Genomic DNA, 13,774 nt, shown 5'->3' on the forward strand with positions numbered 1-13,774 from the left:
GCCCCAGCCTAACGAAGTCGGTTTTCGAACGACTTTTACCTCTCGATCNGAGCAGCTCCGAGCTGGTCGGTTTCGCGTGGTCGGTCCCGTCCGCCGTCCCGACGTCCGCTCCGGCGGTGTGCTCGCTCATGTCCGCTCCGTCTCCCGTCGTGGTGGCCTGCGCCCGTGGTCCCGCCCCAGCCTAACGAAGTCGGCGGGGCCCCGCCGTGACCCCGGCGGCGCGCCCGGGCTCAGGACAGCACCTCACCGGTGGTCATGTTGACCGCCGGGGCGGTGGTGTCGTCGGAGGCCTGCAGCGCGGCGGCCACCTTCTCGGCGAGGGTCCGTCCGAAGCCGGGGACCTGCTCCAGCTCCTCGACCCGGGCCGCCCGGAGCTTCTTGACGGAGCCGAAGTGCTTGAGCAGGGCCTTCTGCTTGGCGGGGCCCACCCCGGGCAGCTCGTCGAGCACGGAGACCGTCATGGCGGAGGAGCGCTTCTTGCGGTGGAAGGTGATGGCGAAGCGGTGGGCCTCGTCGCGGATCCGCTGGAGGAGGTAGAGGCCCTGGCTCGCGCGCGGCAGGATCACGGGGAACTCGTCGTCCGGCACCCAGACCTCCTCGAGCCGCTTGGCCAGGCCGACCACGTGGACGTCGTCGATCCCGAGCTCGCGCAGCGCCCGGGCGGCGGCGGCGACCTGCGGGGGCCCGCCGTCGACCACCACCAGGCTGGGCGGATACGCGAACCGCGCCCGCTCGGGGGCCTCGGCCCCGGCGTCCACCTGCCCGGTGCGCGGCCCGGCGGCCTCCCGCTCGGCCTGCTCCTCGAGGTGGCGGCGGAAGCGCCGGGAGATGACGTCGTGCATGGACGCGGTGTCGTCCCGGGCGGCCTCGCCGGTGACCGAGAACTTCCGGTAGTCCGACTTCTTGGGCAGCCCGTCCTCGAAGACGACCATGGAGGCGACGACGTTGGTCCCCTGCACGTGCGAGATGTCGTAGCACTCGATGCGCATCAGCGGCACGGGGATGTCGAGGGCCTCCTGCAGCTCCTGCAGGGACGCGGAGCGGGTCGTGATGTCGCCCGCCCGCCGGGACTTGTGCAGCTTCAGCGCCTGCCGGGCGTTCTCCTGCACCGTCTCCATGAGGTGCGCCTTCTCCCCGCGCTGCGGCACGGCGATCGTCACGCGCGATCCGCGCAGCCCCGAGAGCCACTCCTCGAGCCGGTCGGTGCTGTCGGCGGGCTCGGAGAGCAGCACGGTGCGCGGGATGGCGTCCTCCCGGTAGGCGAGCTCCGCGGAGGGCCGGTGCTTGGACCCGCCCGGGGACGGGGACGCGGCGGCGTGGGCGCTCTCGGCGGCGTCCGCGGCGGTGTCGCCGTAGACCTGCTCGAGCAGCTGCTCCAGCAGGCGTCCGCCGTCGGCCTCCTCGACCTTCTCGGTGACCCAGCCGCGCTGGCCGCGGATCCGGCCGCCCCGGACGTGGAAGACCTGGACGGCGGCCTCCAGCTCGTCCTCGGCGAGCGCGAAGAAGTCGGCATCGGTGCTGTCGGAGAGCACCACGGCGTTGCGCTCGAAGGCCTTCTCCAGGGCGGCGATGTCGTCCCGGCGCGCGGCGGCGGTCTCGAAGTCCATGGCCGCGGCGGCCTCCTGCATCTGCCGCTGCAGCTCCTTGATGAACGGGGTCGCGTGCCCGGCCATGAACCGGCACAGGTCCTCCGCGAGGGCGTAGTGGTCCTCCTCGGAGATCCGCCCCACGCAGGGGGCGGAGCACTTGTCGATGTAGCCCAGCAGGCACGGGCGCCCGGACTGCTCGGCGCGCCGGTAGACGCCCTTGGAGCAGGTGCGCACGGGGAAGACCCGCAGCAGGGCGTCGAGGGTCTCGCGGATCGCCCAGGCCTGGGAGTAGGGGCCGAAGTAGCGGTTGCCCTTCTTCTTCTCCCCCCGGACCACCTGGGCCCGCGGCACGGACTCGGCCATCGTGACGGCGAGGTAGGGGTAGGACTTGTCGTCCCGGTAGGCGATGTTGAACCGGGGCTTGAACTCCTTGATCCACGTGTACTCGAGCTGCAGGGACTCCAGCTCGCTGCCCACCACGGTCCACTCGACCCCGGCCGCGGTGGTGACCATGGCGCGGGTCTTGGGGCTCAGGGCGTGCGGGGGCGCGAAGTAGGAGCTCAGCCGGTTGCGCAGGTTCTTGGCCTTGCCCACGTAGACCACGCGCCCGTACTCGTCGCGGAAGCGGTAGACCCCCGGGGCGGTCGGGATGTCCTGGCGGGCGGGGCGGTAGCTCTCCGGATCGGCCACGGTCCGGTCCCCCTCAGCGGCCGGTCGGGGCCGGGGCGGTGTACCGGGCCAGGAGCTCCCCGAGCTCGGCGGCGTCCCGGGCCACGGCGGCGAAGCCGGTCCCCAGCTCGTCCTCGTCGGCGAAGCCCCAGGCGACGCCCAGGCAGTCGATCCCGTGGGCGAGCGCACCTTCGGCGTCGTAGCGTCGGTCCCCGATCATCACCGTGCGCGCGGGGTCCGGGGCGGCCACGCCGAGCCGGCGCAGTGCCTCGGCGATGATCGCGGGCTTGTCGTGGGCCAGTCCGTCGCGGGGGGCGGCCGCGGCGTCGTCGGCGGCCCCCGAGACGGTCTCGAACCACCGGGAGAGGCCGAACCGCTCGACGGCGAGCTCGGCGGTGGGCTCGGGCTTCTGGGTGGCCACGGCCATCCGCACGCCGGCCCCGTGCAGGCGCTCCAGGAGCTCCTCCACCCCCGGGTAGATCCGCGTCTGCGCGAGCCCCTCGGTGCGGTAGCGGGCCCGGTAGGTGGCGACCACCGCCGGGATGTCCTCCTCCGGGACGTCGGTGAAGGTCCGCAGGGAGAAGCCCACGGGCGGGCCCACGAACCGGCGCAGGTCCTCGGGCACGGCGTGGCCGTGCTCGGCCAGGGCCCGCGCGATGCCGCCGGTGATCGCCCCGGCAGGGTCCAGGAGGGTGCCGTCGAGGTCCCAGAGCACCACGGGGGCGGTCATCGGGCGGCCCCCGCCGGGACGGGGCGCTCGGCGAGCACCTCCGCCAGGAACCGGCCGGTGTGGCTGTTCGTGTTCCGGGCCACCTGCTCGGGGGTGCCCTCGGCCACGACCTGCCCGCCGCCGGAGCCGCCGTCCGGGCCGAGGTCCACGATCCAGTCGGCGGACTTGATGACGTCCAGGTTGTGCTCGATGGTCATCACCGTGTTGCCCTTGTCCACGAGCCCCTGCAGCACGAGCAGCAGCTTGCGGATGTCCTCGAAGTGCAGGCCGGTGGTGGGCTCGTCCAGCACGTAGATGGAGCGGCCGTTGGAGCGCTTCTGCAGCTCCGCGCCGAGCTTCACGCGCTGGGCCTCACCGCCGGACAGGGTCGTGGCGGGCTGGCCCAGGCGGACGTAGCCGAGGCCGACGTCCACGAGGGTGTTGAGGTGCCGGGCGATCGGGCCGAACGCCTTGAAGAACTCGGCGGCCTCCTCGATGGGCATCTCCAGGACCTCGGCGATGGTCTTGCCCTTGTAGTGCACCTCGAGGGTCTCCCGGTTGTACCGGGCGCCCTTGCACACCTCGCACGGGACGTAGACGTCCGGCAGGAAGTTCATCTCGATCTTGATCGTGCCGTCGCCCGAGCACGCCTCGCAGCGCCCGCCCTTGACGTTGAAGGAGAACCGGCCGGCCTGGTAGCCGCGCACCTTCGCCTCCGGGGTCTCGGCGAAGAGCTTGCGGATGTGGTCGAACACGCCCGTGTACGTGGCGGGGTTGGAGCGTGGGGTCCGCCCGATCGGGCTCTGGTCCACGTGCACCACCTTGTCGAGCTGGTCCACGCCGTCGATCCGCTTGTGCCGGCCGGGGACCTGCTTGGCCCCGTTGAGCTTGTTGGCCAGCGCCGTGTAGAGGATGTCGTTGACCAGCGTGGACTTCCCGGACCCGGAAACCCCGGTCACCGCGGTCAGCACCCCGAGCGGGAAGGCGACGTCGATGCCGCGCAGGTTGTTCTCCCGCGCGCCCACCACCTTGAGCATCCGCTTGCGGTCGATCGCCCGGCGCTGCGCCGGCACCCGGATGGCCCGGCGGCCGGAGAGGTAGTCGGCCGTGATGGACTCCTCGTTGGCGAGGAGCTCCGCGTAGGTCCCGGAGTGCACCACGCGCCCGCCGCGCTCGCCGGCGCCGGGGCCGACGTCCACGATCCAGTCGGCCTCGCGGATGGTGTCCTCGTCGTGCTCGACGACGATCAGGGTGTTGCCCATGTCCCGCAGCTTGGTGAGGGTCCCGATGAGCCGGCGGTTGTCCCGCTGGTGCAGGCCGATCGAGGGCTCGTCCAGGACGTAGAGCACGCCCACGAGCCCGGCCCCGATCTGGGTGGCCAGGCGGATGCGCTGGGCCTCGCCGCCGGACAGCGTCGCGGCGGCGCGCTCCAGGTTGAGGTAGTCCAGGCCCACGTCCACGAGGAACGTCAGGCGCGCCTGGATCTCCTTGAGCACCTGCTCGCCGATCTTCGTCTCGCGGGTGCTGAGCTCCAGGTCCCGGAAGAACGCGTGGGCGTCCCGCATGGGCATGCGGGTGGTCTCGGCGATGTTCTTCCCGCCCACGGTCACGGCGAGCATGGTCGGGTTCAGCCGGGCGCCGTCGCAGGCCGGGCACGCCACCTGGCGCATGTACTGCTCGTAGCGGTCCTTGGCGTTGTCCGACTCCGTCTCCGCGTGCTTGCGCTTGATGTAGCCGATCACGCCCTCGAAGCCCTGGGTGTAGCGGCGCTCCCGGCCGAACCGGTTCCGGTAGGCCACGGTGACCTGGTAGTCCTTGCCCTCGAGGATCGCCTTGCGCGCCTTGGCGGGCAGCTTCCCCCACGGGGTGACCAGGTCGAAGCCGAGCTCCTGGCCCAGGCCGGCGAGCAGGCGGTTCCAGTACTCGCTCGTGGCCTTGCCGAGCGACCACGGGGCGATCGCGCCCTCCACGAGGGAGAGGTCCGGGTTGGGGACCACGAGCTCCTCGTCGACCTCGAGCCGCGAGCCGATGCCGTCGCACTCCGGGCACGCGCCGAACGGGGCGTTGAAGGAGAAGGAGCGGGGCTCGATCTCGTCGGCCTGCAGGGGGTGCTCGTTGGGGCAGGCGAGGTTCTCGGAGAACGGGCGGCGCAGCTCCAGCGGGTGGGCGATCTCCTCGTCCGAGCGGGGCACGAGCTCGACGACGACGCGCCCCTCGGCGAGGCCCAGCGCCGTCTCGACGGAGTCGGTCAGGCGCTGGCGGATGCCCTCCTTGACCACGAGCCGGTCCACGACCACCTCGATCGTGTGCTTGTACTGCTTCTTGAGCTTGGGCGGGTCCGAGAGCTGGACCGTCTCGCCGTCCACGGTGGCGCGGGAGAAGCCCTTCGCGGAGAGCTCCTGGAAGAGGTCCACGAACTCGCCCTTGCGCTCGCGCACCACGGGCGCGAGCACCTGGAAGCGGGTCGTCTCCGGCATCTCGAGGAGCTGGTCCACGATCTGCTGCGGGGTCTGCTTCTTGATCGCCTCGCCGCACTCGGGGCAGTGCGGGTGGCCGACACGCGCCCACAGCAGGCGCATGTAGTCGTAGATCTCGGTGATCGTGCCCACGGTGGAGCGCGGGTTGCGGGAGGTGGACTTCTGGTCGATGGACACCGCCGGGGACAGGCCCTCGATGAAGTCGACGTCCGGCTTGTCCACCCGGCCCAGGAACATCCGGGCGTAGGAGGACAGGGACTCGACGTAGCGGCGCTGGCCCTCGGCGAAGATCGTGTCGAAGGCCAGCGACGACTTCCCGGAGCCGGAGAGCCCCGTGAACACGACCATGGCGTCCCGCGGCACGGTCAGCGAGACGTTGTCGAGGTTGTGCTCGCGCGCGCCCTGCACCACGATCTCGGTGAGGTCGGACCGGCGGGCGCTCCGGGCGCCGGCGGCGATCACCGGCCCGTCGAGGGCTTCGGAGGAATCGGTCGACGGGTTCAGGACCAGGGTGGACGTGGGGATCGGCTCAGACACGCCCTCCACTCTAGTACCGGGCCCGGACATCGGGGCCGGGTCCGTGGGCGGGTTCACACCCGGTCCACGGGGCCGGTGGAGGTGTCCTCGCGGACCCGGTCCCGGGCCGCTCCGCCGGTGGCGCCGTCCGCGCCCGGACCGGTCTCCTCGGCGTGCGCACCGGCCGCGGACTCCTGCTGCCGGCGGCGGACCTCGCGGGCGTCGAGGGTGCGGGTGACGACCTTCAGCCGGCCCGTGGCGGGGTCCACCTCCACGATGTCCACGGTGCGCCGCAGCGGCACCTCCTTGATGAGGAGCACCGCGAGCAGGGTCACGAGGGACGCGACGGCGGCGACCAGGAAGACGAGACCGGTGCCCGTGCCGTAGGCCTCGCGCACCACGCCCTCGACGGAGGCGGGCAGCGACTCCAGATCCATCGTGGAGCTGTCCACCGCGGCGGGGTCCCCGCCGCGGGCCCGGGTGCTCTCGGCGAGCTGCCGGGCCAGGTGGGAGCTCATGAGGGCGCCGAACACGGCGACCGCCACGGCGCCGCCCATGGTGCGGAAGAACGCGACCGAGGAGGACGCCGCGCCCATGTCCTTGAGCCCCACGGTGTTCTGCACCGCCAGGACCAGGTTCTGGTTCAGCGCGCCGATGCCCAGGCCCACGAGGAAGATGAAGACGCTCACGGCCCACAGGGCGGTGTCGTGCGTGAGCGTGGCGGCGAGGAACAGGCCCGTGGACATCAGCACGGCGGCGACCACCAGGATGATCTTCCACCGCCCGTAGCGGGTGATCAGCTGCCCGGCGACCGTGGCGCCCACGAGGGAGCCGAACACCTGCGGGAGCATGAGCATCCCGGCCATGGTGGGGCTGAAGCCCTGGCCCAGCTGGAAGTACTGGCCGAGGTAGGTGGTCGAGGCGAACATGGCCGCGCCGGTGGCGATGGCCGCGAGGATGGCCAGCGCGGTGGTGCGCTCGGTGACCACGCGGATGGGCAGCACCGGCTCGGCGGCGCGCTGCTCCACGAGCACGAACAGCACGGAGCCCACGAGCGCGGTGGCCACGAGGGCCGCGGAGGTCGCCGAGACCCACTCGAACATGCCCGGCTGCCCGGCCAGGGACACCCACAGCAGCAGCGCGGAGGCCGAGACGATCAGCAGCGCGATGCCGAGCCAGTCGATGCTCACCTTCCGGGGCGCCTGCGGCGGGATGTGCAGGGTGCGGTGGACGAGCACGGCCGCCAGGACCGCCAGCGGGGCGGGGATGAGGAACACCCAGCGCCAGCCGAAGAGGTCCACGATGAGCCCGCCCAGCAGCGGGCCGGCGGAGGTGGCCACGGCCATGACGGCGCCCATGTAGCCGGCGTAGCGGCCGCGCTCCCGGGGCGGGATGATCGTGCCCATGATCGTCATGGCCAGGGCCATGATCCCGCCCATGGCCACGCCCTGGACCACGCGGGCCAGGATGAGGAACTCGATGGTCGGGGCCAGCCCGGCCATGGCCGAGCCGAGCACGAAGATCACGATGGACAGCTGCAGCAGCTTCTTCTTGTCGAAGAGGTCGGCGAGCTTGCCCCAGACGGGCGTGGTCGCGGCGTTGGCGAGCAGGGTGCCGGTGACCGTCCAGGACAGGGACGTCTGGTCCCCGCCGAGGTCGGCCATGATCACGGGCAGGGCCGTGCCGATGATCGTGAGGGTGACCATCGCCATGAAGAACACCGAGAGGATCCCCGTGAGCGCCCGCATGACCTCCTTGTGGGAGGCGCCGGTCCCCCCGCCCGGTGCGGTGGTCGGTTGCTGTGACGTCATGGTGCGGTCTGCTCCTCGTGCTCTCGGTCTGCGTGCTCTCGGTCCGTGTGGTCCCGGTCCGGCTGGTCCCGGCAGGACGTGGTGCGCTCCACACCGAGGGAGTCCAGGAAGACGGTGGTGATCTCGTTGATGGCCCCGCGGCTGGTGCGGGCCTGCTCCTCGTCCCAGCCCTCGAGCCGCGCGGCGAGGCGCTGGGCGTCCTGCTCCAGCACGGCCCGGACCTGCTCGCGGCCCCGATCCGTGATGGCGACCAGCGCGGCGCGCCCGTCGTCGGGGTCGGGGGTGCGCTCCACGTGGCCCTCCTCCTCGAGGACGGCCAGCTGGCGGCTCAGCCCCGAGGGCCCGAGACCGGTCTCGGCGGCCATCACGGTGGCCCGGCGGGGTCCGTTGCCGTCGAGGTAGTAGAGCAGGGCGATCGCCGTGGGGTTGAGCCGGCGCGGGCCGGCGTCGGTCTTGGTCACGCGCTTCATGACGCGCTGCAGCTCCAGCAGGTCGCGCACGAGCTCCACGGCGGTGTCGTGGGAGACGGGCAACGGAGGCTCCTCCGGGATCGGGGGGGATATTCGGGGCGACAACGACGAAGGGGCACCCGGTCCGCACGCCCCGCTCCTCGCGGGGTCCCGCGTCGACGACGACGCGGGCGTGGTGCCACCCGATGCCCTGATAATTTGTTGCCTCACGCAACTTTATCCGGACGGCGCGGGGAAGCCAACCCCGGCGCCCGTGCCGTCGGACACACCGCCCGGCGCCCCGGAGCGCCCGCGATTGGCCAGTGTCAGGAGTCGGGAGTACCTTCGTCCTCATGATCGCAACGAAGACGGAGGTCACCGACCTCTCCGAGGTCACGATTCGCCGGATCTCCGTGAGCGAGATGGACAACAACGTCTACCTCCTCACGTCCAAGGACGAGGGCACGCAGGTCCTCATCGACGCGGCCGACGACGCCCGGGCCATCGCCGGCCTCGTGGGAGCCGGCAACGGCGACTGCTCGCAGGCCTACGGCAATCTCCAGCTCATCATCACCACCCACTCGCACTGGGACCACGTCCGCGCCCTCGAGGAGGTCCGCTCCCGCTCCGAGGCCATGACGGCGTGCGGCGCCGACGACGAGTCCGACATCGCCGTGCCCATGGACCTGACCTTCGAGGACGGCGACACGGCGGAGTTCGACGGCTTCGACCTCGAGGTCATCGGCCTGCGCGGGCACACCCCCGGTTCGATCGCCCTGGTCTACCGCGACCCGCAGGGCCCGGCGCACATCTTCTCCGGCGACTCCCTCTTCCCCGGCGGCGTGGGCAAGACGAACAGCCCCGAGGACTTCCGGCAGCTGATGGACGACGTCACCGAGCGCGTCTTCGAGCGCTTCGAGGACGACACCGTGGTCCACCCCGGCCACGGGAAGCCGACCACGCTCGGGGCGGAGCGCCCGCACCTCGAGGAGTGGCGGGCCCGCGGGTGGTAGGTCCCGGGCCCGCGGCGGCCGTCACCGCCGCGCCCGACCGCGGCGCCTACACCGCCGTCCTGCTCTTCCCCGTGCTCGTCCTCGCGGGCGGGCTCGTGGGCTTCCTCGCCCCTGGCGCCGTGAGCGGCCTGTCCGGGTGGATCAACCCCCTGCTGGGCGTGGTCATGTTCGGCATGGGCCTGACCCTGCGGCCCGTGGACTTCGCGCTCGTGGCGAAGCGGCCACTGCCGGTGCTGCTCGGCGTCGCGGCCCAGTACGTGATCATGCCCCTCGTGGCGCTGCTCGTGGTGTTCCTGCTGCGGCTGCCGCCGGAGCTCGCCGCGGGCGTGATCCTGGTGGGCTGCGCGCCCGGGGGGACGGCCTCCAACGTGGTCGCCTACCTCGCCCGCGGCGACGTGGCCCTGTCCGTCGCCATGACCTCGATCTCCACGCTGCTCGCACCGCTGCTGACCCCGCTGCTCACCCTGTGGCTGGCCGGGCAGTACCTGCCGGTGGACGGCGGGGCGATGGCATGGTCGATCACCAAGATCGTCCTCCTGCCCGTTGTCGCGGGCCTCGCCGTCCGACTGCTCGCGCCCCGCCTGGTCGAGCGCGCCCTGCCCGCCCTGCCGTGGGTGTCGGTGGCGGCCATCGCCGTGATCGTGGCCATCGTCGTCTCGGGCAGCGCCGACCGGATCGTGGAGGCGGGCCTGCTCGTGCTCGCGGCCGTGGCCCTGCACAACGTCCTGGGCCTGGTCCTCGGCCACCTCGTGGGGGCGGTGACGCGGCAGCCGATCGCCGTGCGCCGCACCACCGCCGTGGAGGTGGGCATGCAGAACTCGGGGCTGGCCGCCGGGCTCGCCGCCCAGTACATGAACCCCCTCGCCGCCCTGCCTGCCGCGGTGTTCTCGGTCTGGCACAACCTCTCGGGCGCCCTGTTCGCCCTGCTCTGCCGCCGTGCCGACGCGCGGGCGGCGCGCCGGCTCCCAGGAGCCTGAGAATCCCCGCGACCCGCTGTGCGCGGCACCGGGCCTCGGCTACGGTGAGGCCCATGACCTTCGCCGCGCCCCGCGCCCCGTCAACGAGCGCAGAGCGCACCGGCGCGGCGACGCACGAGGCCCTCGAGGCCGTCCGCCGCGCCCCCTCGATCCTCGACGGCATCCGTCGCGCCGACGACCTGCTGCAGGCGGTCCGGGAGGATCCAGCCGGGGCGCTGCCCGTGCTCGCGGAGGAGATCCGCCGGCGCGACGACCACGTTGCGGCGATCGCCGCCGTCCATGCCCTCGCCTCCGTGCCCGGGTCCCGGGCGGACACGCTCCTCACCGCGCTCCTCGACGACGAGCCGTGGCTGCGGGAGCACACCGCGGGGGCCCTCGCCGACCGGGCCCCCCTCCCCCGCGCCGTCGCCCCGCTCGCCGACCTCGTGACCGGCGGCGGCTTCCCCGGCATGCTGGCCCAGCGCACCCTGCAGGCCTGGGCCCCGGCGGCACCGGACACGGTCGGGACCGCCCTCGAGCACGCGCTCGCGGGAACCGTCAATTCCGGTCCCCGCGCACGGCTCACCGAGACCCTGGGGCTCGTCCCCGGGGCCGGGCCCGCCGCGCGCCTCCGCGCCCTGGCCGGCAGTCCCGGTGAGGACCAGGACGTCCGCGGGGCCGCCCTCGAGGCCCTGGTCGACCGCGGCCAGACCGGCGCCGAGTCCGTGGCCGACCTGACGGACCTCGCCGGGGCGTGCGCCGACGCGGACGGGCCACTGGCCGCCGTGGCCCGGCTCGCCCTCGCCGACCTCCACGCCGCCGCCGGTCCCGCCCCGGCCTCCCGCGGGGACGGGCTCACGGTCCTGCAGCCGTTCCTGCACGCGGAGATCGACCGGGACCTCACCTTCTCCGGGCGGGGGGACAACGGCGGGATCGCCACGCTGCTCGCCCAGCTGGGCGACGCCCTCAGCGCCCCGGACGGCCCCGGCGGCGTCGCCCAGGTGCTCACGGTGTCCCGCGGCACCCACGACGAGGCGCGGGCGGCGACGGCCCGTCCGGCGGGGGCGGGGCACGTCTTCGGCGTCGTCCCCTTCGCCGGACCCCCGGTGCACATGGCGGACGCCTGGCCGCGGCGGGTGGCCGCGGAACGGGGGCTGCGGCGCGTGCTGCGCCGGGCCGGCCCCGTGGACGTGCTGCACCTGCGCATGGCCGACGTCGGCTCGATGGCGGCCGCGGCGGTGGCCGCGGAGCTCGGCATCCCGTGGGTGCTCACGATGGCCCCCGATCCGCACGCGCTCGTCGCCGCCCGCGAGCGCGCCGGCACCCTGACCCGGGCCGGCTTCGGCGCGGCCGACGGCGTGGAGCACCTGTGGTTCCGCGTGCGCCTGCTCGCCGACCTCGCGGCGCGGGCGGAGCACCTGGTGCTCTTCCCCCGCCCGGACCTGGCCCGGGACGCCCGCGAGCTGCTCGACGTGGACCTGGACGAGCCCGGGCGGTGCACGGTGGTGCCGGAGGGCATCGACCTGGGTGCCGTGGACCGTGCCGCCCAGCAGGTGCGCACCGGTGCCGGAGCGCACCTCGCGGAGCTCGACACCGTGCTCGCGGCCCTGCCCGCCGCCCGGCGCGGACTGCCGCTCGTGGTCACGGTGGGCCGCCTGCACCGGGTGAAGGGCACGGCCACTCTCGTCGAGGCCTGGGCCCGGGACGCCGGGCTGCGGGACCGCTGCAATCTCCTCGTCGTGGGCGGGGACCTCGTCTCCCCCTCCGCCGACGAGCGGGAGCAGCTCACCCGGATCGACGCCGCCCTCCCCCGGGCCGAGGCCGCTACCGCCGGCCTGCTTCTGGCCGGCCACCGTCCCCACGCCACCGTGGCCGCCTGGCTCGCCGCGGTGCGCCGGGGCCGGCCAGGCCTGTCCTCCCCCGCCGGCGTCTACGTCTGCGCGAGCCTCAAGGAGGAGTTCGGCGTGGCGCTGGTCGAGGCCCTCGCCACCGGGCTGCCGGTCGTGGCGCCCGACGCCGGCGGGCCGGCCACCTTCGTGGCCGACGGCGTCACCGGCGTCCTCGTCGACACCGGCGACCCCGCCGCGCTGGCCCGGGCCGTGGCCCGGGCCCTCGACCTGGCGGCGCGCCCCGACGCGGAGCGCACCGCCGACGCGGCCCGCGCCATGGTCCGCGACCGCTTCAGCATCGAGGGGATGGCGACCGCCCTCACCTCCGTCTACGACGACGCCGTGGCGCACACGGCCGACAGGAGCCCCACCCCGTGACCCTGCTCGTGATCAGCCCGGACTACGCCTCCCACCTGTTCCCCCTCGCGACCCTGGCCACCGCGTGGCGGGACGCCGGGGAGCGGGTGGTCGTGGCCACCGGTCCGGCGACCGCCGCCATCGCCCGGGGCTTCGGCTTCGAGGTCGAGATCCTGCCGCTGGGCCGCGGCTCCAACCCCGGGGTCATCCGGGCCGAGGAGCAGCCGCCCGGGGAGGACGACGCCCTGCGCGGGTTCTTCGCCGCCACCCGCCGCGGCCCCGCGGAGACCCTGGCCTTCCAGGCCCGGGCCCGGCGCGACGACCTGCTCTGGGACCCGCTGGGCACGGCACGGCGGGTGCAGGACGTGGTGGACCGCGTCCGGCCGGACCAGGTGGTCGTGGACCACCTGGCCTTCGCGGCGCGTCTGGCCCTGACCGGCTCCGGGATCCGGCACGCCGACGTGGTCCTGGGCCACCCCTCGGCCCTGACGGTGGCCGACGAGGTCTACGGGCACCCGCCCGCGTGGCCCGGCCGGCTGCGCCCGTCCCCGGCCGAGCTGGAGGCGCTGCACCGGCTGTGCTCCTCGGTGCGGGACGAGTTCACGGAGCAGTGGAACGAGGCCCTGCAGCAGATCGCCCCCGGGACCCCGGCGAGCGCCGACGCCTTCGCGGAGACCGGCGACGACCTCCTGCTCAACTACCCGGGCGAGCTCCACGACGAGCACCGGACCCGGGCGCTGCCCGAGCACACGTTCCTGGGCTCGGCCGTCCGGGAGGAGGCCGAGGACCCGGAGGTGGCCGCGTGGCTGGCCGGCTCGGACCGCCCGATCGTCTACATCAGCCTCGGCAGCTTCCTGTCCGTGCGCGGGGACGTGCTCGCCCGGGTCGCGGAGGCCCTCCGCGGCCTGGACGTGCGGGTCGCCCTCGCGGCCGGGGCGACCCGGCCCGCCGAGCTGGGCCCGGTCCCGGAGTCCTGGCTCGTGCGCGGCACCCTGCCGCAGGTCACCCTGCTGCGCCGCGCGAGCGTCGCGGTCTCCCACGGCGGGAACAACAGCGTGACCGAGGCGCTCACCGCCGGGGTGCCCCTGCTGCTGCTGCCGATGTCCACGGACCAGTTCGCCGGGGCGGCGGCCCTCGAGGCGGCGGGGCTCGGGACGGTGCTCGACCCCAACGCCCTGTCGACCGCCGAGGTGCGGGACGCCGTGGCCGGGCTGCTCGACGACGGCCACGAGCGGCGGGGGGCGCTCGAGGACCTCCGGCACGACCTGACCCGCCGGCCCGGGCCGGCGCGGGCGTTCGCGGCCCTTGTCGAGTGAGCCCTCGGGCCTGCCACTGACCG

The 13,774-nt window shown here is 73.8% G+C and carries 9 protein-coding genes; 4 read left to right on the plus strand and 5 right to left on the minus strand.

The features are described 5' to 3' along the window. Positions 1 to 230: 230 nt before the first annotated feature. Genes uvrC through H488_RS24680 form a run of 5 tightly spaced genes read right to left on the minus strand, consistent with a single transcriptional unit; the run spans position 231 to position 8,304 of the window. Positions 231 to 2,279 carry an excinuclease ABC subunit UvrC gene (uvrC, locus tag H488_RS24660; RefSeq protein WP_017832810.1) on the minus strand — a complete coding sequence of 683 codons (2,049 nt, stop codon included), beginning with the start codon at positions 2,277 to 2,279 and terminating at the stop codon, positions 231 to 233. 13 nt (positions 2,280 to 2,292) lie between these two features. Further along, positions 2,293 to 2,988 (minus strand): HAD hydrolase-like protein, encoded by a 696-nt coding sequence (locus H488_RS24665; RefSeq protein WP_043738772.1) that lies wholly within the window; start codon positions 2,986 to 2,988, stop codon positions 2,293 to 2,295. After that, positions 2,985 to 5,990 carry an excinuclease ABC subunit UvrA gene (gene uvrA / locus H488_RS24670; RefSeq protein ID WP_017832812.1) on the minus strand — a complete coding sequence of 1,002 codons (3,006 nt, stop codon included), beginning with the start codon at positions 5,988 to 5,990 and terminating at the stop codon, positions 2,985 to 2,987. The genes H488_RS24665 and uvrA overlap by 4 nt, the downstream gene beginning before the upstream one ends. Positions 5,991 to 6,034: 44 nt before the next feature. Next, positions 6,035 to 7,771 carry an MDR family MFS transporter gene (locus H488_RS24675; RefSeq protein WP_017832813.1) on the minus strand — a complete coding sequence of 579 codons (1,737 nt, stop codon included), beginning with the start codon at positions 7,769 to 7,771 and terminating at the stop codon, positions 6,035 to 6,037. Continuing rightward, positions 7,768 to 8,304 carry a MarR family winged helix-turn-helix transcriptional regulator gene (locus tag H488_RS24680; RefSeq protein WP_017832814.1) on the minus strand — a complete coding sequence of 179 codons (537 nt, stop codon included), beginning with the start codon at positions 8,302 to 8,304 and terminating at the stop codon, positions 7,768 to 7,770. Before H488_RS24680 ends, H488_RS24675 begins: the two co-directional genes overlap by 4 nt. Before the next feature lie 269 nt (positions 8,305 to 8,573). Here H488_RS24680 and H488_RS37120 point away from each other — a divergent pair, with 269 nt between their 5' ends. Genes H488_RS37120 through H488_RS24700 form a run of 4 tightly spaced genes read left to right on the plus strand, consistent with a single transcriptional unit; the run spans position 8,574 to position 13,751 of the window. Next, complete coding sequence (locus H488_RS37120) at positions 8,574 to 9,233, plus strand: MBL fold metallo-hydrolase (protein WP_017832815.1); 660 nt, start codon at positions 8,574 to 8,576, stop codon at positions 9,231 to 9,233. Further along, positions 9,227 to 10,210 (plus strand): bile acid:sodium symporter family protein, encoded by a 984-nt coding sequence (locus H488_RS37125; RefSeq protein ID WP_043738780.1) that lies wholly within the window; start codon positions 9,227 to 9,229, stop codon positions 10,208 to 10,210. Before H488_RS37120 ends, H488_RS37125 begins: the two co-directional genes overlap by 7 nt. Before the next feature lie 53 nt (positions 10,211 to 10,263). Further along, positions 10,264 to 12,456, plus strand: a complete 2,193-nt coding sequence (locus tag H488_RS24695; RefSeq protein ID WP_017832817.1) for a glycosyltransferase — start codon at positions 10,264 to 10,266, stop codon at positions 12,454 to 12,456. Beyond that, complete coding sequence (locus H488_RS24700; protein ID WP_017832818.1) at positions 12,453 to 13,751, plus strand: glycosyltransferase; 1,299 nt, start codon at positions 12,453 to 12,455, stop codon at positions 13,749 to 13,751. The genes H488_RS24695 and H488_RS24700 overlap by 4 nt, the downstream gene beginning before the upstream one ends. The last annotated feature ends 23 nt before the right edge of the window (positions 13,752 to 13,774 follow it).

Origin of the sequence: Kocuria sp. UCD-OTCP, assembly GCF_000349605.1 — a bacterium.
Lineage (GTDB): Bacteria > Actinomycetota > Actinomycetes > Actinomycetales > Micrococcaceae > Kocuria > Kocuria rosea.

Bases quoted from the DNA above. Each gene is read 5' to 3' on its own strand.
- H488_RS24665 (WP_043738772.1), bottom strand. From the start codon at position 2,988: ATGACCGCCCCCGTGGTGCTCTGGGACCTCGACGGCACCCTCCTGGAC.
- H488_RS24675 (WP_017832813.1), bottom strand. From the start codon at position 7,771: ATGACGTCACAGCAACCGACCACCGCACCGGGCGGGGGGACCGGCGCC.
- H488_RS37120 (WP_017832815.1), top strand. From the start codon at position 8,574: ATGATCGCAACGAAGACGGAGGTCACCGACCTCTCCGAGGTCACGATT.
- H488_RS24695 (WP_017832817.1), top strand. From the start codon at position 10,264: ATGACCTTCGCCGCGCCCCGCGCCCCGTCAACGAGCGCAGAGCGCACC.